The 23,694-nt window shown below is 35.2% G+C and carries 11 protein-coding genes, 4 tRNA genes and 2 pseudogenes; 13 read left to right on the forward strand and 4 right to left on the reverse strand.

The annotated features are described in order from the left end of the window. Positions 1 to 82: 82 nt before the first annotated feature. Positions 83 to 1,264, reverse strand: coding sequence for a trypsin-like peptidase domain-containing protein (locus FTU82_RS01330; RefSeq protein ID WP_180000827.1), 1,182 nt, complete (start codon positions 1,262 to 1,264; stop codon positions 83 to 85). Positions 1,265 to 1,434: 170 nt separating this feature from the next. Between FTU82_RS01330 and FTU82_RS01335 the strand changes: the two genes are divergently transcribed. The 13 genes and pseudogenes from FTU82_RS01335 (at position 1,435) to FTU82_RS01395 (ending at position 21,206) form a co-directional block, all read left to right on the forward strand. Next, positions 1,435 to 2,193: a Nif3-like dinuclear metal center hexameric protein gene (locus FTU82_RS01335; RefSeq protein ID WP_180085219.1), complete on the forward strand. Its 759-nt coding sequence runs from the start codon at positions 1,435 to 1,437 to the stop codon at positions 2,191 to 2,193. 153 nt (positions 2,194 to 2,346) lie between these two features. Beyond that, positions 2,347 to 2,973, forward strand: coding sequence for a superoxide dismutase (locus tag FTU82_RS01340; protein ID WP_005096423.1), 627 nt, complete (start codon positions 2,347 to 2,349; stop codon positions 2,971 to 2,973). Between the two features lie 147 nt (positions 2,974 to 3,120). After that, a tRNA-Asn gene (locus tag FTU82_RS01345) sits at positions 3,121 to 3,196 on the forward strand. 5 nt (positions 3,197 to 3,201) lie between these two features. Then, positions 3,202 to 3,277, forward strand: a tRNA-Asn gene (locus tag FTU82_RS01350). Positions 3,278 to 3,569: 292 nt separating this feature from the next. Beyond that, positions 3,570 to 3,645, forward strand: a tRNA-Asn gene (locus tag FTU82_RS01355). Between the two features lie 6 nt (positions 3,646 to 3,651). After that, positions 3,652 to 3,727, forward strand: a tRNA-Asn gene (locus FTU82_RS01360). A gap of 63 nt (positions 3,728 to 3,790) precedes the next feature. After that, positions 3,791 to 4,114, forward strand: a pseudogene (locus FTU82_RS01365) (DUF2726 domain-containing protein); the annotation flags it as partial. A 110-nt stretch (positions 4,115 to 4,224) separates the two neighbouring features. Further along, complete coding sequence (locus FTU82_RS01370) at positions 4,225 to 6,594, forward strand: hypothetical protein (protein WP_180100959.1); 2,370 nt, start codon at positions 4,225 to 4,227, stop codon at positions 6,592 to 6,594. After that, on the forward strand, positions 6,581 to 8,806 hold the full coding sequence (locus tag FTU82_RS01375; RefSeq protein ID WP_180100960.1) for a hypothetical protein: 2,226 nt from the start codon (positions 6,581 to 6,583) through the stop codon (positions 8,804 to 8,806). Before FTU82_RS01370 ends, FTU82_RS01375 begins: the two co-directional genes overlap by 14 nt. Beyond that, entirely contained in the window at positions 8,803 to 9,306 is a 504-nt protein-coding gene (locus tag FTU82_RS01380; RefSeq protein ID WP_180100961.1) for a hypothetical protein, read from the forward strand. Before FTU82_RS01375 ends, FTU82_RS01380 begins: the two co-directional genes overlap by 4 nt. Continuing rightward, positions 9,296 to 10,654, forward strand: coding sequence for a tyrosine-type recombinase/integrase (locus FTU82_RS01385; protein WP_180100962.1), 1,359 nt, complete (start codon positions 9,296 to 9,298; stop codon positions 10,652 to 10,654). Before FTU82_RS01380 ends, FTU82_RS01385 begins: the two co-directional genes overlap by 11 nt. Before the next feature lie 918 nt (positions 10,655 to 11,572). Continuing rightward, entirely contained in the window at positions 11,573 to 14,911 is a 3,339-nt protein-coding gene (locus FTU82_RS01390) for an STY4851/ECs_5259 family protein (RefSeq protein WP_180100963.1), read from the forward strand. 1 nt (position 14,912) lies between these two features. Beyond that, entirely contained in the window at positions 14,913 to 21,206 is a 6,294-nt protein-coding gene (locus FTU82_RS01395; protein WP_180100964.1) for a DEAD/DEAH box helicase, read from the forward strand. 339 nt (positions 21,207 to 21,545) lie between these two features. Here the strand turns inward: FTU82_RS01395 and istB are convergent, their stop codons facing one another. From istB to FTU82_RS16090, 3 genes and pseudogenes are all read right to left on the reverse strand, one after another. Further along, on the reverse strand, positions 21,546 to 22,319 hold the full coding sequence (gene istB, locus FTU82_RS01400) for an IS21-like element ISAba8 family helper ATPase IstB (protein WP_001053379.1): 774 nt from the start codon (positions 22,317 to 22,319) through the stop codon (positions 21,546 to 21,548). Continuing rightward, positions 22,319 to 23,338 (reverse strand): IS21-like element ISAba8 family transposase, encoded by a 1,020-nt coding sequence (istA, locus tag FTU82_RS01405; protein ID WP_180100965.1) that lies wholly within the window; start codon positions 23,336 to 23,338, stop codon positions 22,319 to 22,321. The genes istB and istA overlap by 1 nt, the downstream gene beginning before the upstream one ends. 92 nt (positions 23,339 to 23,430) lie before the next feature. Then, a pseudogene (locus tag FTU82_RS16090) lies at positions 23,431 to 23,655 on the reverse strand (transposase); the annotation flags it as partial. Positions 23,656 to 23,694: the final 39 nt, after the last annotated feature.

Genomic DNA, 23,694 nt, shown 5'->3' on the forward strand with positions numbered 1-23,694 from the left:
CCGTATTTCATTTTTGTATCAGGTAACTAAAAAATAACAAGCAAAAAAATCCCTCTGCAGAGGGATTTTTTTAAATAAAAACTTACTGACCGGGCAGTGGAATATATTGAGAAGAACTGTTTTGTGCTTTACGCTCAGTCACTACTACATCCAGCATCATGGTTTTGCCAGCACGCTCCACTTCAATCTGAATGGTACTATTCGGCTTTTGCAGGGCAACAAAATTAATCAAATGCGAAGCCGAACTGATCTCTTCCTCATTCACTTTCATAATTTTATCGCCACGCTGAATGCCCGCTTTCGCTGCCGGTCCATCTGCCAGCACTTCTGCGACAGTTACCCCTTTCTCTTTAGGTTGCAGTACATCATCACGTTCTGTCGGTAATAAACTGATTCCTAACCAGCCACGAACGACACGGCCATCTTTCAGAATAGCATTCATCACCTGCTGGCAGATTTTGGCTGGAATGGCGAAACCAATCCCCAGTGAACCACCAGTTTGCGAGAAAATTGCCGTATTCACCCCAATCAGGTTACCTGCGACATCGATCAAGGCTCCGCCTGAATTTCCCGGGTTAATTGCAGCGTCGGTTTGCACAAAGTCTTCATAGGTATTAATGCCCAGATCTGAACGCCCTGTTGCTGAAATAATCCCTTGCGTTACGGTTTGACCCACACCAAATGGGTTACCAATGGCCAAAACGACGTCACCGACTTCATTGTCACTGAGTTTAAATGGCAGAACTGGCAATTGTGTCAGTTCAATCTTGATCACGGCCAGATCGGTATCCGGATCAGTTCCAACCACCTTGGCTTCAGCACGACGGCCATCCTGCAAAGCCACTACAATCTGATCGGCTTGCGCAATCACGTGGTTATTGGTCAGGATATAACCATCAGGACGTACAATCACCCCGGAACCTAAACTGTTCTCATTCGGACTTTGTCCATACTGGTCAGGCAACTGATCGCCAAAAAACTCACGGAAGACCGGATCGGTCAGCAAAGGATGAGCCTGCTGTTTGACTTTTTGAGTGGTAAAGATATTGACTACAGCCGGCGCTGCTACTCTCACCGCAGCACTATAGGAGACCACGCCTCCTGAGCGCGACGTATCAATCAACGGCTCTACTTTTTCAGCAGGCATCTTGACACCATCTGGTGCAACCGGTGCTTTTGGTTTTTGTAGTTGTTGCCACCCCAAAAAACCGATAATGACCAAAATCAGTAACACCCAGGGTAACCATGTAAAGGTGCGGCGCACGTTGTTATCCTCTAAAATATTTTAATTCGTTGATGACTAAGTAATTTGTGTTCTATTGTAATGCGAAATACATAACTAAACACAAAAAATTCCACAGAGTTTTGTGCAGCTTTAGTTACAATTAAATATAAAGATAAATATTGGCAAGTTTTTAAACGAACAGGAATTTTATGGCGAATTTAAATGATCTTATTCAGTGGTGTGAACAGACTTTGGCAGCACGTGAATTTAAGGACTATGCACCGAATGGCTTGCAGATCGAAGGTAAATCCGAGGTCAATAAAATTCTGTGTGCCGTGAGTGCTTCGCAAAGTGCGATCGAAGCGGCAATTGAGCAAGGCGCAGATTTACTGCTGGTTCATCATGGCTATTTCTGGAAAGGTGAAGCCTATCCGATCACTGGTATGCGCGGTAAACGAATTAAAGCCTTAATTCAAAATGATATCTCTCTGGTTGGCTATCATCTGCCTTTAGACAGTCATCCAACTTTAGGCAATAATGCGGCGATTGCAGATTTATTAGAACTGGAAAATATCGAACAGTTGGATCCGAGTGAACGCCATCCGATTGGCAATATTGGCTATTTAAAACAACCGATGCGTCCTGAATATTTTAAAAACCATGTTTCAGAAAAACTTGGCTTTGATGCAATTCATCTTCCTGCGGACAAAACTCAAATCCATAAAGTCGGTTTCTGTACCGGTGGTGCGCAGGATTATATTCATAAAGCAGCGCTACAAGAGTGTGATGCTTATATTTCTGGTGAAGTGAGCGAACGCACCTTCTATGAAGCCCAGGAACTGAATGTACATTATTATGCCTGTGGCCATCATGCCACTGAAAAATATGGTGTACAGCGCCTGGCCAAAGCGATTTCAGAACAGTTTAATATTGAGTATGCTTATTACGAATTAAACAATCCGATTTAATTCTCGCTGACAGCATTTTCCACGAGCTTTATTTATATATTTTCAGGATTTATTGTGTATTGTTATTTATACGTAATGCCCATTTGGTCCGATTATCTATTACAATAAAGCCACTTATTGTTAAAACCCAGCTAAATGCAAGGAATTGAGAACATGACAACCATTACTTTACCAGCATTACCTTATGGCTACGAAGATCTTGCTCCACACATCAGCAAAGAAACTTTAGAATACCATCACGACAAACACCACAATACTTATGTGGTTAACCTGAACAACCTGATCGCTGGTACTGAGCTTGAAGGCAAAACTCTAGAAGAAATCATTACAGCAACTGCTGGTGATGCGTCTAAAGCAGGTATTTTCAATAACGCTGCTCAAGTTTGGAACCACACGTTCTACTGGAACTGTATGGCTAAAAACGGTGGCGGTAAAGCAACGGGTACTTTGGCTGCAAAAATTGATGAAGCTTTCGGTTCTTACGAAAAATTTGCTGAAGAATTTGCTGCTGCTGCAACCACTCAGTTCGGTTCAGGTTGGGCTTGGTTAGTGGCTGACCAAGTAAACGGTCAACTGTCAATCATGAAAACTTCAAATGCTGATACGCCAATGGCGCACGGTAAAGTTGCAGTATTGACGATTGACGTTTGGGAACATGCTTATTACATCGACTTCCGTAATGCACGTCCTAAATACATCTCTACTTTCCTGGAAAGCCTAGTAAACTGGGATTATGCAAATGCGAAATATGCAGGTCAGCCTGCAGGTGTTGAGAAATAATTCTTTATTTCTTTGCTAAAAAATCACCCATTTCGGGTGATTTTTTTATTTTTAAGCCCCAAATGAATATTTATAAAGCAAACAATTCATTTCTTTACATTAATTGATTGACGACCTTGGGTTTCCTGCCTAAAATGCCGATCAGATTCTCCAATAGCTCAGTCGGTAGAGCGACGGACTGTTAATCCGCAGGTCCCTGGTTCGAGCCCAGGTTGGAGAGCCATCTATTCTTCCATAGCTCAGTCGGTAGAGCGACGGACTGTTAATCCGCAGGTCCCTGGTTCGAACCCAGGTGGAAGAGCCAAAATTCTAAAAAACCCACTCATTGCGAAGTGGGTTTTTTTATATCTGCTTTTTTAAATTGAGATCGGTAGTGATATCTGTATATACAATTAGCTACCTTATATTCTCTGAGCCAGATCACTTATAAAAATTAAGGCTGATAACAATCTGACTGCTCCGACTGTTTACATAAACATAACAGTTTGAACTCCAAGCCTTTTCGACTATTTTTAAAACACTTGATTCAATTTCTTCGGCTTTTTTCTAAAAGTGCCTTGACCCCTTTTTAAATCTCTCTATAATCGCTGTCAGATTCTCCAATAGCTCAGTCGGTAGAGCGACGGACTGTTAATCCGCAGGTCCCTGGTTCGAGCCCAGGTTGGAGAGCCAATCTATTCTCCCATAGCTCAGTCGGTAGAGCGACGGACTGTTAATCCGCAGGTCCCTGGTTCGAGCCCAGGTGGGAGAGCCAAGATTCTGAAAAAACCCACTCATTGCGAAGTGGGTTTTTTTTATTCTTCCCTATTTGTGATCTGTGTTTAATTTGAGTCAGTTTATATTTTTTGTGATTGGCTGCCTGGCAACTTTTGCGTTAGTTTGCCTGCTCTTCCCGCATCTGTTCACCCGTCAAAAAAAATTCTATCCGAAGCGTGTGATTACTGCTTTTGAAAGCAGGATGTTTACACGCCTAAAAGAAGCCTTTCCTCATCATCATATTCTGGCTCAGGTTGCCTTTAGCGCCTTGATTACGCATGACCAGATGAACATGCGTAATCAGTTCAATCGTAAAGTTACAGATTTTGTGGTGCTTGATCGTGACTATAATGTACTGGCCATTATTGAACTGGATGATCTCACTCTTTTCCTAATTGAATAAAGTTATCAAATAGTTTCTTTATATATTTTTCATTGACATAGTGCATTTTTTGATCTTTAATTATTTGACAATCGTCATGGATGCATCATCCTATGAAAGTTAGATATCTTAAGGATTATGAACACTCAAAAACATTAGATGCAGATAGCTATGACTGGCTAAAACAAGAAGAAAAGAAACTTAATAAACTTACATCACTGGTAGCACTTTATTGCACGTATATCGAATGTTTAAAACAGACATCAACTCAACACTCAATATTCGATTTGAAATCGTCTGAAGCACTAGAGAGCCATCTGCAATGCTTTATAGGATTTATCTATACTGAATTGGAGACAACTAATTACAATAAATACCATTATAGCTATGAGGTGCAATCGGTATTCAATAATCTAGCCTTATTGCTAAATACAAGTAAAACTACAATTCTCCTTTCACTTAATACAATAAATGAGAATGTGGAAAATTGTATATTTCTATATAAAAACATGAAAAAAAATATAGAAAAAATTGAATATTATCGAGGTTGGAATATCTGCAGTAATGATAATAAAATCCTAAATCTCAATATCAGTATTATTTACGACACATATGGAAAAGAATTCACAAATAAATTGCATCATATAATGATCACTTATGGGAAAAAAATCATATCAACCACCTTGTCAAAAAAAATTGGGTATCTTATTAGTTTATTTAGAGTTTTAGTTGTAGTCTATCCAAATATTAAAGACATTCAAAGGGCAATGTCTTCCGAATATGCATTTGAAAGCATGCTCATTGTTTATAATTTATGCTTAATAGATGCAAAAATAAAAAACTTTAATATTGGTCATTTTCACACGAGATGGGGTTCTATAGTTGATATGTACAATGTATTAGTTAACTATGGAATATGGCAAGAACCTATCACAGAAATACTCAGACCAATATATAAAAAATGTACACATAAAAACACTACAACAAACTTGGTAAAAGATGAAAAAGAACAGTTAATACATAATAAATTGGTAACACAAATTCCAATAAGTTATACAGATAGTGAAGCTAAGGAACTCATTTTTATTAGAATAACTAATGAAATTGACCATATAATTTACTGTTCAGAATTACTCACAAAAAAAACAAATGAAAAATATAATTTTTTTATTGAATGCGTTAGCAAAGGAATAGTTAAAGTTAGCCAAAACAATAATTCAAAAAATAATGTACAAGTAGGAATTTTAAATAAAAACAATACATTTCGAACTTATTATGAATTCCCTTTTAAACATAAAACCCTTAAGAGTTATTCTGTTTTTTTAGGTATATCAGGTTCAAGCAAGGAAAAGAATATCATTAAAGATGAAATTTTTTATTCAAGCTACAATACTTTATACCCTTTCCTCATATTATTAATTAATCAACATCCCGCAATAACTGAATCCTGGTTAATAAATTGGAAACTATACGATAATAAAAACAATGTAGGTCTTTTCAAAATTGGGGAATCCTGGTATACCAAGTCTTTTAAAAAGAGAAGAGGAGTAAATTATGCTGAACAATTAATTAAATTAAACCCCCAGTCAGTAAAAATAATTGAAGACATCATAAAAATTACTAGTATTGCAAGAAATTATTTGAAATCAGCAAATAATCAAGATTATGAATACATGCTATTAGCTTCAAGAACTGCATTCACAGAACCACAAAGAGTAAAAAAAATTGAGAATGGCACCTGTACCACCGTCATTAATGGTCTAAAAAAATCATACGAAATAACAAGTTATAAAAATGGTGATATATTACTTAACGATAATGAAAGTAGTCATATTTTTCAAAATTTAACATTAACAAGATTTAGAGCAAGTTGTGGAGTGCGTGTTTACTATGAAACTATGTCTGTAAATAAAATGAGTCTAGCACTAGGCCATAAGGAATATAATCCTGCATTGATTGATTCATATCTACCAGATACTCTATGGAAATTTTACACGAACAGATGGTTACGAATATTTCAAAATGCTCTTATTTACGAATCAATGAAAGACTCAATTTACTTATTTGAATCTGTAGATTTCACAAAAGAAGAACTTGATAAATTCATAAATAATCATGCATTCAAAGATATACCTCATCATATTGAAAAAGGATTTCATGAAATAAATATTGAGAAAAAAAATAATGAAGATAAAAATAGTTATATAGGTATTTATTTAATAACAGTTCCTCTTCTACAAATTTTTCTTGCAATTAAATACTTTTTTGAAGAGACATCTTACAATCAAAAAGACATAAAAAAACATTTAAAATGGTGGTACACAAGTGCAAATTATGTAATATCACAGATTGAAGCATTTCAAAATAATTTACAACAATGCTTATATTTAACTAAAGATATTATAGAGATGTATGAAATAGCAAGAAAAAATCCAATCAAACATGATATAATCGAAGGAATATTTATAAATGATAGTAAATGATAAATTAAAAGATATTTTATCTGACCCTAACAAAAATATAGAAAATATGTCAAAGAAAGAACTCACCTTATTAAAGAATGAGATAATACGCAACCCCAACAATTACGGATTAATTGAAAAATCTTTTGAAAAAACATGCACCATACACAATTTAAATCTATCAGATGTAAGAAATCCTGTTTGGTTTTACAATGATACAAAATTTGAATCAAATATATGGATGATTAAATTAAATAAAGCAATAATAACAGTCAACTTCAATAAAATAAAAATTGACAATAATATTTTATTAATAGAAAGACCAAACATACTAAACACCTTCAAATACTGGCTTTGCATTCAAAGCCACCCTATTTACAATGAAGGATTTTTATTAAAAACTCAAACCATAAGTATTAATTTAAAAAATATAATTTACTTTATAAATTCCATTTTGCTTAATTCTAATATTTTAGAATTAAGCAAATATGGTTTAAATAAGATTAATGAAGACTACATAGTCGATTATCTGGTCAATATTTCAAACAATGGGAAAATCAACGCATCAATTAATTATAATATATTTGTTACAAATTTTCTAAAAGAAAAAATTAAAGAAATAGATATAAATGATGTAATTAAATTTGAAGAGAAATATCCTTTTTTCATCAATAATAACCATAATGATGAACTTGATCTAACATTAGAAGAACTAAGAAAATCAAAATACTGGCTTTATTGTAATGAAGGTTACTCTACATATAACCCCAATAAAGTAAAAAAAAAATTTTTCATTAAATCTCTTGAAGATCGCATCATCGTATTCAACCAACAACCTTTTACTTTACAGCAATTAAACTTAATCGAAGACACAGCTAAAACAGAATACTTATGTCTTCCTTACACGACTAGTGATGAAGAATACTTTTCATACCAAGACCTTCAATCTCAAATAAAGAACTTAAAAAAAATTGTATTTGTCCACTCTCAAAATGATTGTGCTCAAATCAATATTTCTAACTTTAATACTATCGGAGTGAAAAGAATAAATAAAATAACCCCTTTAAAAGATTTGGGTAGATTTGCAACACTGCCTGCTGATGTAACTTTTAAAGCTATACGTGATTCTTTTGAATTTATTCATAAACATTTAGATATATTGATTGATACAATTATTAAATATTCTTTATTCATCAAAAATAAAGAAGGCAATTTTAATGATTTTTATAACAGTGCAAACTTTCCAAGCACATTAAAGAAAATAGGTATTAAAGAGTTAAAAATACCTAAAGATGAAAATTATTTTATAAATTTACGTCACAATCATGGATTTATTGATTTTTACAATATTCTATTAGCATCTATATTAGTTGCGTTAGGAGCGATCACTGCTAGACGCAACTCAGAAATTATTGATTTACACCCATTAGATTGTTTATTACCTCAGAATTTTGATCCATTATTAACAGAATTCAAAGAATTTGAAGTTATATTTGATAATCGAAAAAGTGGTGTTGGTGGCATTAATTTTCATCGTGAAAAGATGTCAAGACCTATACCAAGCATCATAGCAAAAATCATTTATAAACTTGAAAAATTTAATGAAATTATTTTAAAAAATAATTTTTCTACACTTTCAGATATTAATTTAATAAATAACTATTCTTATAGTAGAAATACATGGAAAAAGTTATCGACTGGAAACTATAGCAACTTATTAAATTTATTTTGTGATTATTTTCAAACAAAAAAAATAGAATACTCACCAAATGAATATAGAAGATATTATATACGCCAACATCAATTAAGACGTTTTTTTGCAATGATATTTTTCTGGTCAAAAAGCTTTGATGGCTTAGATACATTACGACACTTCCTCGGTCATACTGATATTGAACATTTATATCATTATATTACTGAACCATTAACAGGTAGCGTTCTTAATGGCGTAAAATCTCACACAATTACTGAAGCCTATTTAGGAATATCCGGCCCAATTGTTAAAAATATTGAAGATTTACGCACAGTATTATTAAATCATTTTAATGTTAATGACTTAGAAATAACTAGCATGAAAAACTTTAACTTTACAAATAAGTTATCAAGCAAAATACACTATCTTATTGATGAACATATAATTGACCTTCAACCTAGATTTTTTACTACCAAAGATAAAAACAATAATATCATTCAAGAATTTGAGCTAATATTAATAGTTAAGGATGAAATATGAAAAAAATTGATAGTTATGAAGTTGAAAATTCAATTCAATCTGAAATTGATTTACTCCAACTTATAATAAATAAGCCAAATAATTATATAAATGACAATGATATAAAAAACGCTATTTCATCTCAAAAAAATATAGCAAAATACTCCAATAGAGAATATGGAATTATTTCACTATCACTCAATACACATAAATTATACGTAAATAAATATTCAAATATGACATATATTCAATTTAATGATTTAAGAATAAAAGCTTTATCTTCAATCAGCACAACTCCAGCTAGTAAAAAAAATAAAATTGAAGAATTAAAGTCAGAGAATAACAATCTAAAAATTAATAACCTAATACTCATTAAAATCATATATGATCTAAAGTCAACACTTTCCAATTTAGCTTTAGGCACAAACAACCAATATATTATTGATGAAACCAACAACAAATTAAAATATTTTGAAAAATTGTTAAACCATGCTAATGAGGTGGTTTATAATGAAAAGTAAAAAACTATATTCAATGGTTAGTAATTTATCATTACCAAATTACCTCTCCACATACAAACAAGATATAAAATTTTTCAATATTGATGCCTTACCTTTTTTAATATACCCTAATGGTGTTCCATGCTATGAAGCAAATTCATATCTTATTTATAAATTAAAATTTGGTTATTCTCAAAAATATAATGGTGGCACATACAGAATATTTGCCAATCATTTAACTCACTTTATCAGATTTACTTTTTATTGTAAAAAAATAGAAAATTTCTCACAATTTGACAATAATTTATTTTCCGATTTTATGGATTATTTACAAGATGACCCTGATGTTCGATCCAATAACCAAATTATACGTATTGCTTATCAAACCATTAATTTTCTTTTTTTTATTGCAGAGCTTTATAATCTTAATAATTTTATTGGGATTGGTAAAAATAATAAAATATCTTTAAGTAGTAAAAATAAAAAAGTCTCTAGAGAAAATAACAAACAAAGGTCTAACCCTAATTATTTTCATTATTCGTTCCCTCCACCTTCACCTAAACACAAACGCTATCCTGTTTCACTCGATGATTATAATAAACTTTTGAATCATATAAATTACTCAGTGAATGAGCCTTTAAGACTTAGAAACTTGTGTCTTATTCAGGCACTTGAAAATACAGGTGGTAGAAGAACAGAAGTCTGCTCTATATCCATGAACTCCCTAAGATCAGCGTTAAAGAGTGAATCAGACTCACCTTTGCTAGAAATTATAAATTTAAAAAATAATCGTTTAACTAAGACACGGGAAATTCCTGTTTCAAGAACTTTTTTACTCAATTTACGCTTTTATGTTCATTACTATAGAAATCCGATACTGAAAGAAAAGGGCATTAATCATGATTATATTTTTATTTCCCACACATCAGGCCATCCATTACAACCAGATACTTTGACTACTTATATGAATAATTGGTCAAAAGAGGCAAATCTTTCCTCCAAAGTCTGTGCTCATATGTTTCGCCATCGATTTATCACAGAAAAATTTAAATCTTTAATTTTAGAACATGAATTGTCGAATAGTGATGAATTTCGAAAAATGCTATTAAATACATATCGATTAAAACAAATTATGCTTGAATGGACTGGCCACAGATCCATCACATCTTTGGATACATATATAAATTTAGCATTTGATGAGCTTTCTGAAATCGATAAATTAAAAGAAAGAGTACTTGCAACCCCCTCCAATCATGTCATCAACTCACACATTAATTTTTTAGAAAACGCTTTAAATAATAATCTTCCAATTGATCCTATTATATTACGTGAACTTCTTGATCAGCTTAGAAATAAAACAAAATCTTAAATAAAGCTGATTACTTAATTTTATATAACGAAACAGTTTTATTACATACACATTTAAAAGTTAAAATTCATCTAAAACCCATATTTAAGTGACAACTCGATTATTAAGTCGACCTAATTCACTTCACCTATTCAATAGAGCTAGTAGTATCAGAATAGAGTCGTTTTGTCCTTTCTTACCTTTTGATTTTGAATACAATTGAGTATTGCAATCAAAAAAATCACTGGGTATTCAACTATTAAACATGGATGATAAAATGAGACTCCCTCATTAAATAATATATCGCTTAGTACATCCGTTAGATACGGCATCTTATTTCTAGTTTATTCTAATTTAATTGTAAATAGCATCTGATAACACCAAGCCTCGTCACATATCTTTTAATTCAAATGACTTTTTATTCATTTCTACCACAACCACAATATCATCAAACAACTTTGAGATTTATCAGCGTGATTACAGTAGAAAAAAAAAGCATAACTGACTAGATCTGAAACTCTTTTGGAGTGGCAGTTTTTTATAACCCTTTAGAAGTCATGGAACAGATAAGTCACCTGCTCTTTATAGACCGACTTGATGACATTCAGATTGCCAAAGAACAGAACTAATTTTTACATCGAAGCAACATGATTTACTTTGGTCGATCCAACACAGTTTTTTAACACTATCACCAAGAAGTTTTTTCTTTGATTGAAAGCATTGGTAGCTAAGATATCACTATGGAATTTTTCAAAGAAAATTAATTATTAATTCTGACTAAAGAACAATCAATTATAAAAGAAGGTTCTACATCAGGGATTTTTTTGAATAAGTACTCAATAATAAATTTTTTAAAAAAATCAGTACTTACAGCAACAACCTTAGTATAATTTAATCATTCAGTAGAAATATAGATTTTAATAAAATTTAGAGGAATATATGGGGAATGTGTTAGAAAATACGGTTAATGTACGCCAATTTTTAACAATAATGTTAGAAAATAGAAATATGCAACAACCTAATGGACAACCACTTTATCGCTACCATTTAAGCCAAGCTGAATATCTAAAATTACAGCATGTATTAAGTTTAAGTAGCCCCCAAAACCAGTATTTAAATGTGCAATGGTGTGGAGCATTTACACTTTTTGCAGCAGAATGGTTTCGTCGAGAATATAGTCGCGAATGGAAGTGGAATCCAATATATCAAAAATTAGGATTCAATGATGGAATTCCTGATATTCGACGAATCGTCAAAAAAGGTCTAGAAGAGTTCTGGCAACGTCATGTGATTTCTTTTGAACAATCACAACATCAAAATTACTTAGGTTCAGTATTCCAGGAAGGAGGCTTCCCTTCCAATTTATTAACGACATCTGATAATCGTTACCATAATGTATTTCATAGTATTGTGAAGCAATATGGGCATTATCGGCAAAATAATCCTAAAATGATCGATGCCTTAATTGATCACTATACTCAGCGATTGCCCGAAGCATTCAAACATTATGAAACGAAGTTGTTGATTGCTGATATGGTTGAAAACCTTAGTGCATTGGTTGAAAAATATCAGTTGGATCAAACAGATAAACCAGCAGAATATTTAGAAAACCGCTATCCGAAATGGCGAGAGGTGTTCCCATTACCTTTAGAAAATGAAATTGCCACACAGTTTCTTAATCAATTATTAACCACATCAAGTCAAGAATTCCGAGAAATCAAGAAAAAGCAGGAACATCTGTCTTGCGTACATTTTTTTAATTGCAAGGAACAGATTTTTCAAACAGAGATTTTCCTACCCAAAGTGATCAATATTGAACTGATTGCAGGTCAGGACGTTAAACGACGTGGTGACTTGGTTGCTTATGAAATACATAATGCTATTGCAGAGTTAGATTCAGGGACCTTTAATAGCCGCCCTCAAGGTTCTACTGCAGAGTTTCATATTTCATCTGGAACATATGTAATTGATCGGCATCAAATTGATCAGGATTTAAGACTTGTTATTCAGAATCGTGGCCAGCAAATAGGTTTTTTAGAACTCAAACAAAGTGCTATTGAATTGGGTGAAGTCCCAATCGCATTTATAGAAGATGGAAATAATTATAAGTTTATTGGCCAGGCAAGCTTTCGTACACCTGAAAACGAGATTATTTTACTTGTACCTAATCACTACGAAATTTTAAATGCTGAAGAGTGTGTCACTGGGCACAAAGGTGATCTTTTAAAGCATAAAACATATATTGTGAAAGGTAATATTCAATTAAAGCATCGATCTACAGATGAGCATATAGAAATTCAATGTTCACATCTAGAGAATGACTTCATTGAACTACAAGGTGAGAAATGTCCTTGGTCAACCGTACCTGCTTTAACTTTTGTGGGCCGCCCCAAAGCTATATATCTTAATGATGGAATGCGTACACTGAATCATCAATTACGTTGTTATTCCGGCATTACCCCACTAGATGATCTTAATGGTAGTACAAAGTATGGGGTACACAACATTAGTGTACGTAACACAAAAAACCATGTTGTGCTTCGTCGTAAGATAGCCATCTTACCAGAAGACTTTAAAATTAAACTTGTCCCAGGTCAGTCACCTCAAGAAGGTCATATTCAGATCCTCACTAAGAGTAGCTGTGTATGTTTAGCAATTGAAGCAAAAAATACATCACTAAAGTTCAAACTTAAAAAATTAAATTTGCAAGACCATGGTATTCAAGGTAACGAATACAATATTTCTGTCCAAAATTATCCACCTACAGCAATCAAAATGACATTGATGGTGAGTACACAACCGATCGTATTTCATCTACCTTTTCCAGCGCAAGGTGCGATTCTATACGATGCTGATGAAATACCATTTAGTCGTCCACAATTAACATTATCTGATTTACTTGGAAGTCGCCTACATTTATTTTCAGGTTCAGAACAGCCAACTCATTTCTTTGTTGAAGCTAACCTCCGCACATCAAATATTCGAAGTGCTGATGCCCCATATTATCGATGGAAATTTGTAGTACAACAACATTGCCCTATTCAAGAGCAATTAATTAAATACAAACCAGAATTTGAAGCTTTACTGGCACTTTCTAAACAGTTAGATAGTCGTGTGCAACTAACAATTAGAGGTATGAAGCAACAGCTCGAATATGAGATCAGTCATTATCATGTGAAATTTGAGCGTGACCATTTATTCAATGAATTTTACAGTTTAAGTAATGTGAAACTGGCTCACCTCAAAGATGTTGAACCAATGTTAATGTTCCTTGCTCAACCTGAACAAGCATTGGTTCCTCTAGACCCTGTCACAAGTGAAGGTGTACATACTGGTAAATATTGTCTGCCTAAATTAGATCCCAACTCAGGACCTTGGTTAATTATTCCGAAAGCTGGAAGTAAAGTTAATTTTCGTCCTACATACGTTATGGGCAGTACACCTTATGAAGACACCTCTTTACCACCTAAAACATTTCATGCCGCTGTAAGACGCTATGACCCATCTAAGAACCCACATACAATCCGGGACTTTTTACCCCAATTAATGCAAGATTTGCATCATTCCGGTTGGATTTATATTCTTCGCTTATATAGCAATTACGCACATTTACCCTTGGTAACATTTCAAATATGGCATGAATTATCGAAAAATACTGCTTGTTTAGCACAGACGATTTGGTTATTGAAATTTAATATTCGCTTTTTAGAACGATTTCAACGGGAGTTTGGATTTATCTGGGAAAGTATTACTTTTTCTGACTGGAAAACAGCTATTCATCAAAGTTATCAATTATATATAGATGAAGGTCATGAGCCAGATAAAGCCAGAGAAAAGACGCGTGAATATTTTCTTGATCTGGCGACAGTTATTCCAGTATTAAAACGATTTGAAAGCTATTTCTTGAATAATCAATTACCCGACAATTATCCACCAAAAATGCTACAAGGCTTAAGTTCGCATTATAGCGGTGAGCTTATTAAGCGTGCATCGGAAGACGAATGGCCAACTGTTCTAGATCGTGAACTAATCCAATGGTATCAACAACAAACAACATTCCCCATTCAGTTAACTATTCACCATGCTTACCAAGCATCTGTGATGATTCTACCGATTTATATGGGCATGTTAGCTTTGGGTAGAACTCAACATCTACCAACTCATTCTGATGTACTAAATAATCAACATATTCGTCAAATAAGAGAATTTGACCAAGAATGGTTTGAAAACATTTTTTCAATAATTACAGCATATTTTTTAAATTATGAAGGGAAATAAAATGCAACGTTATTTTTCAGCTTTATTAGAACAAGCGACGGAACGTACAAAAGAATCAACACTGGGGGTGTTAGGAATCGCGAATCATGAACTGCGTCAACATTTGAGCCAACAAATGTCTCAACTCCCTGGCGAAGAGTTTGCATTTCTTGCTCCTCCTGTTTTTGAACATACTTTTGCTTGGGAATATGCCAGTCAAAGAATGCGTGATTTAAGTGGCGAATTGCTGCATCAGGATGTCGTAAACGCATTAGATGATTCAAAAAATGGGCGTCGCTATCGTTTTGGTGCTGAATTTCATCCTTTCAAACATCAATTAACGAGCTGGAAAAAACTTCTAAAAGAAAAAAAATCTATCGTTGTGACATCCGGTACAGGTTCAGGTAAAACTGAATGTTTTATGATTCCAATTTTAAATGACTTATATGAACAAAGCCTCACCAAAAAAGAAGCTTTAGAAGGCGTACATGCACTATTTCTATATCCTTTAAATGCCCTAATCAATTCTCAAAAAGAACGCTTAGATGCCTGGACACAGCATTTTGGTAATAAAATTCGTTACTGCTTATACAATGGTAATACTGAAGAGCGTGATAGCAAAGTCAGAAAAAAACAGAAACCTAATCAGGTCTTATCTCGCGAATTAATGCGCAAACATCCAGCACCAATTTTGGTAACCAATGGCACCATGCTTGAATATATGCTTATTCGTCAGATGGATGCTCCTATTCTTGAAAAATCAAAACAAAATAAAACTTTGCGCTGGATTGTTCTGGATGAAGCACATAGCTATATGGGCTCACAAGCGGCAGAATTAGCATTACAATTACGCCGAGTATTACAAGCTTTTGGTGTCGAGGCCAAAGATATCCGCTTTGTCGCAACATCTGCAACTATTGCAGATGAAAATGCTGAACAACAATTAAAATTATTTCTAAGCCAATTGGCAGGAATCCCAACCGAAAATATTGAAGTGATTGGTGGACAACGCAGCGTCCCGATCCTTCCACTCACTCAAAAAACGTCCCAATTAACCTTTGATGACTTATGTCAGATTGACCCTACCTATTTGGTGTCTCCAGCACGTTTCGATGCATTAACTCAACATGACACAGCATGTGCGCTGAGAGATAGTATTGTCCAATCAACAAAACCCAAAACCAGTTTAGAATTACAAAAAATTCTGGAAATTAAGGGTATTAAGCTTACTCAAATGCAAATCTTAGAGTGGCTAGACTTACTGACCAATACCCAAGCAAATGAAAAAGATCAGGCCTTTTTAAAACTCCGTGGCCATTTCATGCAACGGATAACCCAAGGGTTGTGGAGTTGTATATCACCAGATTGTGAACATAAAAAAGATACTGAACTAAAAAATTGGCCATATGGTCTTGTATATGCCAATCAACGCCAACATTGCGATTGTGGCGCACCAGTTTTAGAATTGGCATTCTGCAAAGAATGTAATGAGCCTCATTTATTGGGTGCAGTGATTGATGTTGATGGAGAAGACCGTTTAACACAAACAGTAGATGGCTATCTTGATGAGTTTTCTTTACTACAAGATCAAGAAGACGATGAAGATGCACCTAAACAAGCTTCAAAACGTGATATTTCAGAAGAAATAAACAATCATAAATTACTTCTTTCACATTATAAGACATCTCATAGAGCATATAACTTTGATAAGGAAGGTAATGAAACTTACAAAGAAGACTCTATTGTAACGCTATATGCTTGTGCAAGTAGTTGTGCGGCACCTGATTGTGGTTTTACCACCACTAAACCAGGCCAGTCTCCTGTAGAGCGTAGTATCTTAGGTGCCCCATTCTATGTCACTCAAGCAATTCCATCAGTACTAGAATTTTGTCCACAAATCAGCGAAGAAGACTTACAGGAGTCTCAAAAAGAAAAAAATCATAATTTGAGTGCTCAAAATCTTCCCGCACAAGGGAGAAAGCTCATTACCTTTACAGACAGTCGACAAGGAACCGCTCGTATGTCTGTTCAGCTTCAACAGGATGCACAACGAGCACGATTACGTGGTGCAGTTGTTGATATTTTAAAACAAGAATTTAAGAATTCATCTAATGAGAATGAGCAATTAATAAAATTGCAAAAGCGATTAGATAAATACAAGACAATGCATGATGCTGATATGCAAGATGAAATTTCAGAATTGGAAGAAAAAATTTCTTTTTTAAGTACTTCACTTGGACAAACTCAAGCTTTGTCTTGGCAAGAAATGGTCCAGCGTCTTAATCAGGTGAGTGATATTCAAAATTGGATTGCTAATGCAATTCGATACTATTCACCTAAAGTCTTCAAAGACTTAGAAGGTCTCTTCAAAGTTGCTCATCTTTTATTGTTAAGCGAATATAGCCGCCGTCCAAAGAAACGTAATAGTACTGAAACATTAGGACTAGTCAAAATTGGATACACAGGACTTGACCAAGTCCGCAGTACACCAAATGAGTATTGGGATGCAAAAAATCTAAACTTACAAGATTGGCATGACTTTCTAAAGGTCTGTTTAGACTTCTATATCCGTGAATATTACTATATTTATATTGAGCATGATATTTCGAAATGGATGGGACGTAAGATTGCAACTAAGCGCTTATTATCTTCATCTTCAGCAGCAAAAAATGATCGTCGCACTAAAAAATGGCCAAATGCAACCGCAAATTCAAAAAACCGTTTGGTGAAATTGCTCGCGCTAGGCGCTGATCTCGATCTTAATAAACCTGGCGATCTTGATATAATCAATGGTTGGCTAGAATGTGCATGGAAAGCTTTGACTCAACAAAGTCAAATTTTATCCAGTGACGTGAACCAATTCTTTTTACGACCTGAAAAAATGACTTTCAGTTTAGTAAAAGAAGCATTCATTTGTCCGAAGACTCAGCGTCTGATTGATACAACATTTAAGGGATTAACCCCTTACCTACCGCTAAAATTACCAAAAGATAAAACAGCATGGCAATGTGAAAAAATTGCAATGCCTGATATTACACAATTCTTCTCAGATGCAGATATAGCACAACGTTTAACTGAATTAAGACGCTTAATTAAACAAAACCCCCAAGTCCAAAAATTAAGACAAAATAACCTATGGAATGATCTGACTGACCGCATTGTTGAAGGTGGGTACTACTATCAAGTTGCCGAACACTCCGCCCAACAATCAAGTTCACGTTTGGAAAAGTATGAGGATCTCTTCAAAACTGGACGTTTAAATGTCATGAACTGCTCGACTACGATGGAAATGGGGGTAGATATCGGGGGGATTTCAGCTGTCGTCATGAATAACGTTCCACCGCACCCTGCCAATTATTTACAACGTGCAGGTCGAGCAGGTAGAAGTAAAGAAGCACGTGCACTATCTTATACGATCTGTAAATCAAACCCACATGATCAATATGTATTTAAACAACCTAAATGGGCTTTTGAAACCGTTATTCCGGCCCCTCATGTGACCTTCAACTCCAAACGCTTAGTTCAACGGCATGTGAATTCTCTATTATTTTCCTTATTCTTAAGAGACTTAGGACAAACCGATACTGAAAAAACACGTTTAACTTTGCAATGGTTCTACACGAAACCAGAGGATCAAGCAAGTTTATCTGTATGTGATACCTTTCTCGCTTGGCTAGCTGATCATCAATTTTTTGAGAAGGCATTAAAAACGCTTACCAGTGGAACAGCTTTAGCCACTGAGAGTGTTGAAAACTTAACAACAGAATGTGCAAGATTACTTAAACTATTACAGCAGCGTTGGTTAACTGAATTTAATAAGCTAAACAGTGAAATTTCAGCGACTAAATCAGAAAGCCCATATCGTGTACGCTTGAATTTTGAATATAAACGTTTATGCGAAGAATATTTACTTAAAGAATTAGCAGCAAAATGCTTCTTACCAGGCTATGGATTCCCTACGGATATTGTCACTTTCGAAACAAATAACTATATTGATCAGCGTCGTAAGCTTGAGGAAAAAGGTAAAGACGAAAGTCAAAAAAATCTAGAAGATAATGTCTCTTTACTTAGAGAAATGCCAACTCGTAATTTAGCAGTAGCTATTCGAGAATATGCGCCTGGTGCTGAGGTTGTTTTAGATGGATTAGTATTTAAGTCGAGTGGGATTTCATTAGCATGGCACAATATCCATAGTAATGATTCACGTGAGGCACAGAAGTTTAATCTGGCTTGGAAATGCCCACATTGCCATCAAACTGGTTATTCTTCTGAAAGCGCAGTCGACTGTACTGAACTGTATTGTGACAATACTGACTGCGGCAAAAAAATTCCTCCTCAATATACACGCCAAATTCTACAACCAGCTGGATTTGTACACGATTACTATGTAGAACCAACGAACGATGTTTCATCACAGCAATTTATTCCAGTCCAGGAACCATGGGTCGTAGCTAAAGGTGAAAAACGTTATTTACCTAATAATGCATTGGGCTATATGGTTGCTGATGAGACAGGTCATGTCCTGCATTATAGTTCTGGACTTCATGGGCATGGATATGCCATTTGTATGACTTGTGGTCGTGCAGAATCACAAACGCATGCTCACGAATTTCCAAAGGACCTTTCTCCTGAAGCCGCACATGAGCCATTAAAAGCAGTCCAAAGTGATAAATGGGATCAGGATGGAAAACGACTAGACTGTGAAGGGAGCTTATTAGTTATTAAAGATTTACATCTCGGAAGCTATATCAATACCGACGTCTTTGAACTTGTACTTCAACACCCTGAAACACATGAATATCTTTTAGTGAATGAAAAAAATACTAAAATTGCATTAACTTTGGCCGTTGCAGTACGCAAAGCTTTAGCTAAACAATTAGGGATTTCGAGTAGTGAGCTTGGGTTCGGAATTCGAAATATTTTATTGGAAGATCAAACGCAAATTCTTGCAATTCAGCTATTCGATCTGGTCAGTGGTGGTGCAGGCTTCTCAACAGAAGCTCCTCATTATATCCAGACAATTTTGTATGAAATGTTTGAAGAACTTAAATGTGATGCTAAATGTGAAAGTAGTTGTGGGCAATGTTTATTGGATACTCAAACCCGTCATTATTTCCATAAACTTGACCGTAAACTAGCAAGCAACTGGTTAGGAACCACTTATCAACATTATATTGCACCAGTTAAAGCAGAATTTTTCCCTGAAGGACAATACTCACCTCTAAATTTAACCCAATGTATTGAACGCTATTTAGGACAAGGGGCAAAACGTTTGAGCTTGGTCTTAAATGAAAATATAGATCAGTGGGATATTTTTCATCCTGAAGTAAAAAGAAAACTCATCTACTGGCAACAGAAAGAAAACTTAACAGTTGAAATCGTACTTACCCAACCACTAAATTATTATCAAGACTTTATCTCTGAGTTGGCATTATATAAAAATAGCTTAAATTTGCATTTTTCACAGGCTGAAGATGCTTCACCACATATTGTTGCACAAGTTGAATTAGAGAATAAATGTGTCACTATCGCCTGTGAAGATTTACAAGCTTCATGTCCAAATCAGAATTGGTTAAAAACTCAAAGTATCACCTTATTCAATGAAAATCAGAAAGTTTTAGTCAAGCAGGACATAACAGAGAAAATTCAATTACCATTACAACAACCGATAGTCGAGCTAGAGTTATCTTCACAGTTGAATGGTGATTTATTTCATTTCGGACATCGCTATTGGAAAGAGTTAATTACTTGTGACAAACGATTACATGATATATTTACGCACGATAAAGTTACTGATGTTATTTATATAGATCGTTATCTTCAGTCCCCAAGTAATATTCTTTTATTAAGTTCTTGGTTGGACGGCTTACAGAAAATACTGCCATTTGATATTAAAAACATAACTATTTGTACTTTATTCAAAAAGAATGAAAAAGAACAAAAGTTTTTACATCATGATTTTACTGATATTGCAACATATCGACTCACCCTAAAGTCACTATTGAAAAATAAATTAGGTCAAGATTGTCAAATTGGTATCACTGAGAATAAGGATGACATCCCTCACCGCCGCTTTATCAAATTTACATTAGAATCTGGCAAACAATTAATGATTCAATTAGATCAGGGGCTTGGTTACTGGCGTATATACGAAGTTCAATCAGATGGTAGGACCAACCAATATATTAAGTTTGATCCTTTTAATTTAAGTGATGAACAAGTAATTGAGAATTTAGAAAGTTTGGAAAAAGCATTAAGGTTAAAAAATGGTGAAACCTTTGCGACCAATGCTTATATTAAATTGTTAAATTGTTAAATTGTTAAATTGTTAAATTGTTAAATATATATTGTACTAGCTCAAACCTGATCTGACAGTTACCCATTTTTTATTGTTCCTGTCAGGTTAAATTTGAGCTAAATTCTTCTCAGCCCAAATTCATTTTCCCTCAAGTAAAGTTTTACAGGGTGTTAGACCACAGCATATTTCTCTTAATGAGCTCGTTCAGTATTATAGAATTTTAACTGTAAGCATCCCGTGAAGCCTTCTTGAGTCAGGTAGGCCTATTGAGTTTTTCTGACTATGTCAACGGCATTCTAAAATTGACCCCTTTTACCTTACAAATGGCAAAGTAAAATTGACCCCTTTGATCTCGTATTAAGTTTCAACCTGGGGCTGAATCCCAATTCTTTTTTTATCCTTCAAACGATAACTCTCACCCGATATCTGTACCACATGACAGTGATGTAATAGCCGATCTAACATCGCAGCGGTCAACGTAACATCATCCGCAAATGACTTAGACCATTGGCTAAAGGGTAAGTTACTCGTCAATATCGTACTGCCTTTTTCATAACGCTTGGCAATCACGTTAAAGAACAGATTCGCTTCTTCACGTCCAAACGGTAAATAACCAATTTCATCGATAATCAGTAACTTTGGTCCCAGTACCGCACGTTGCATATAGGTTTTCAGTTTACCTTGCTGGTAGGCTGTACTTAGTTGCAGCATGAGATCGGCGGCGGTAATGAACTTGATCTTAATGTTGTTCATGATGGCCTTATAGCCTAATGCCATAGATAAGTGCGTTTTTCCTACTCCGCTAGCCCCGAGAAACACCACATTTTCTGCTCTAGCAATAAAGCTCAGATTGAACAGTTCAATCACCTGTGATTTAGGGGCCCCTAGGGCATAATTAAAATCATAGTCTTCCAGGGTTTTGACTTGAGGCAGGCCTGAGAGTTTCATCAGTACCTGCTGACTGCGCTGTTGCCTGGCAGCATATTCATGCGTCAAGATCGCTTCAACAAAGTCGGCATAACTTCCATCTTGACCTAATGTTTGTTGTGCATGATGTGACCATTGTGATGCGATGGCAGGCAGATTGAGCTTTTGGCAAAGTTGCTCTATACGGTCGTATTGCAGATTCATCATGAAACTCCCAGCAACTGGTCATATACCGATAAGGGATGCTGCAAACTCTCGTAGGGCATGACATGCTCTGCTGCTGCAACAGGTACAGTGCAGGAACCTGTATCTGATTGCGGTAATGGCGTAAATTTTTGCTGCTCCTGTTGCAGTCGAACAGCCGGTTTTTCTTGCGTGGTGGCATGAATCCGCTGATTGGCGGTTTCATGCAGCCACCGGCCAATGTGGGCATTGGCGACATCAACATCTAACAGTAAACCCGAAGTCTTCAGGCTTGCTTTCAATGGCACAATAAAGCTTGATTTGAGGTATCCATTAAAGCGTTCAACTTTGCCTTTGGTCTGTGCACGGTAGGGCTTACATACGCGAGGACGAAAGCTGTATTTCTTGGCGCAGTCGAGCAGTTTGGGATTCCATTTATGCTGCCCCTCCTGATAGGCATCCCGTTCAATCATGATCGTTTTAGCGTTATCAAACAGTATTTCCTGAGGTACTCCTGCAAAGAACTGAAATGCATTTTCTAGACCATCGATCCATGCATCGGTACGTTCATGATCATAAAATTTCACGAAAGTCGCTCTGGAATACCCTAATGTTGCGACAAAAGCTTTTAAAGTCGTGTTGTTACGTCGAATCGTGGTGAAATCCACTTGCATTTGTTGGCCAGGTTGGGTTTCAAAACGAATGATCGGTTCCGGTTGAGCAACTGGTTTTAATGTTGCAAGATATTCCCTCAAGATCCTGATCTTTCCTGGATATCCCAACCTTAAAATTTCCTGGTAGAGCACGACAGCAGGAATCCATTCAGGATGAGCTGCGTTTACACGTTGGAGTAAATAGGGTTTATATGGGTCAAGGATACTTATTCTAGGCTGTATACGCTGATACTGAGGTGTGGTGTTTTGCCGTAAATATTTACGTACGGTATTTCTGGATACCCCCAGTTCACGACTAATGGCTTTAATAGATTTACCTTGTTGATGAAGTATTTGGATTGTCACTGCTTGCTCCAAAGTTAACATGTTGAGCAGTCCAAAATGACCGCTATATTAACCAAGGGGGTCAGTTTTTAAATGCCATTAGGGGGTCATTTTTACACTGCCGCTAACAACTAAATCAGCATCATGATATTCGCTACTCGCTGACCACTGCGCAGTAAGTTAGCAAACAGCCAGTTCTTACATCCCAAAGTCAAGAGACGCTTTTGCTTTTCCGCCCCTTGCGAAGCAATGCTTCTTGTATCAATCGGCAGGTTGCTATCATCCAAATCGCAACTTCATATAGTCCAACGTGTTAGGTTGTAGTTGATCAACTTGGCAGTTGCAGAACTTGGTGGCACCTTACAGGTACTGCAGAATATCATCCATGCCCACGGATT

The organism is Acinetobacter sp. YH12151 (genome assembly GCF_013418355.1).
GTDB classification, from domain to species: Bacteria; Pseudomonadota; Gammaproteobacteria; order Pseudomonadales; family Moraxellaceae; genus Acinetobacter; species Acinetobacter pseudolwoffii.

What these genes read in the sequence shown, in the direction of transcription:
- istB (WP_001053379.1), bottom strand. Translation starts at nt 22,319, where the DNA reads ATGAATCTGCAATACGACCGTATAGAGCAACTTTGCCAAAAGCTCAAT.
- FTU82_RS01390 (WP_180100963.1), top strand. Translation starts at nt 11,573, where the DNA reads ATGGGGAATGTGTTAGAAAATACGGTTAATGTACGCCAATTTTTAACA.
- istA (WP_180100965.1), bottom strand. Translation starts at nt 23,338, where the DNA reads ATGTTAACTTTGGAGCAAGCAGTGACAATCCAAATACTTCATCAACAA.
- FTU82_RS01370 (WP_180100959.1), top strand. Translation starts at nt 4,225, where the DNA reads ATGAAAGTTAGATATCTTAAGGATTATGAACACTCAAAAACATTAGAT.
- FTU82_RS01375 (WP_180100960.1), top strand. Translation starts at nt 6,581, where the DNA reads ATGATAGTAAATGATAAATTAAAAGATATTTTATCTGACCCTAACAAA.
- FTU82_RS01340 (WP_005096423.1), top strand. Translation starts at nt 2,347, where the DNA reads ATGACAACCATTACTTTACCAGCATTACCTTATGGCTACGAAGATCTT.
- FTU82_RS01385 (WP_180100962.1), top strand. Translation starts at nt 9,296, where the DNA reads ATGAAAAGTAAAAAACTATATTCAATGGTTAGTAATTTATCATTACCA.
- FTU82_RS01380 (WP_180100961.1), top strand. Translation starts at nt 8,803, where the DNA reads ATGAAAAAAATTGATAGTTATGAAGTTGAAAATTCAATTCAATCTGAA.
- FTU82_RS01335 (WP_180085219.1), top strand. Translation starts at nt 1,435, where the DNA reads ATGGCGAATTTAAATGATCTTATTCAGTGGTGTGAACAGACTTTGGCA.
- FTU82_RS01395 (WP_180100964.1), top strand. Translation starts at nt 14,913, where the DNA reads ATGCAACGTTATTTTTCAGCTTTATTAGAACAAGCGACGGAACGTACA.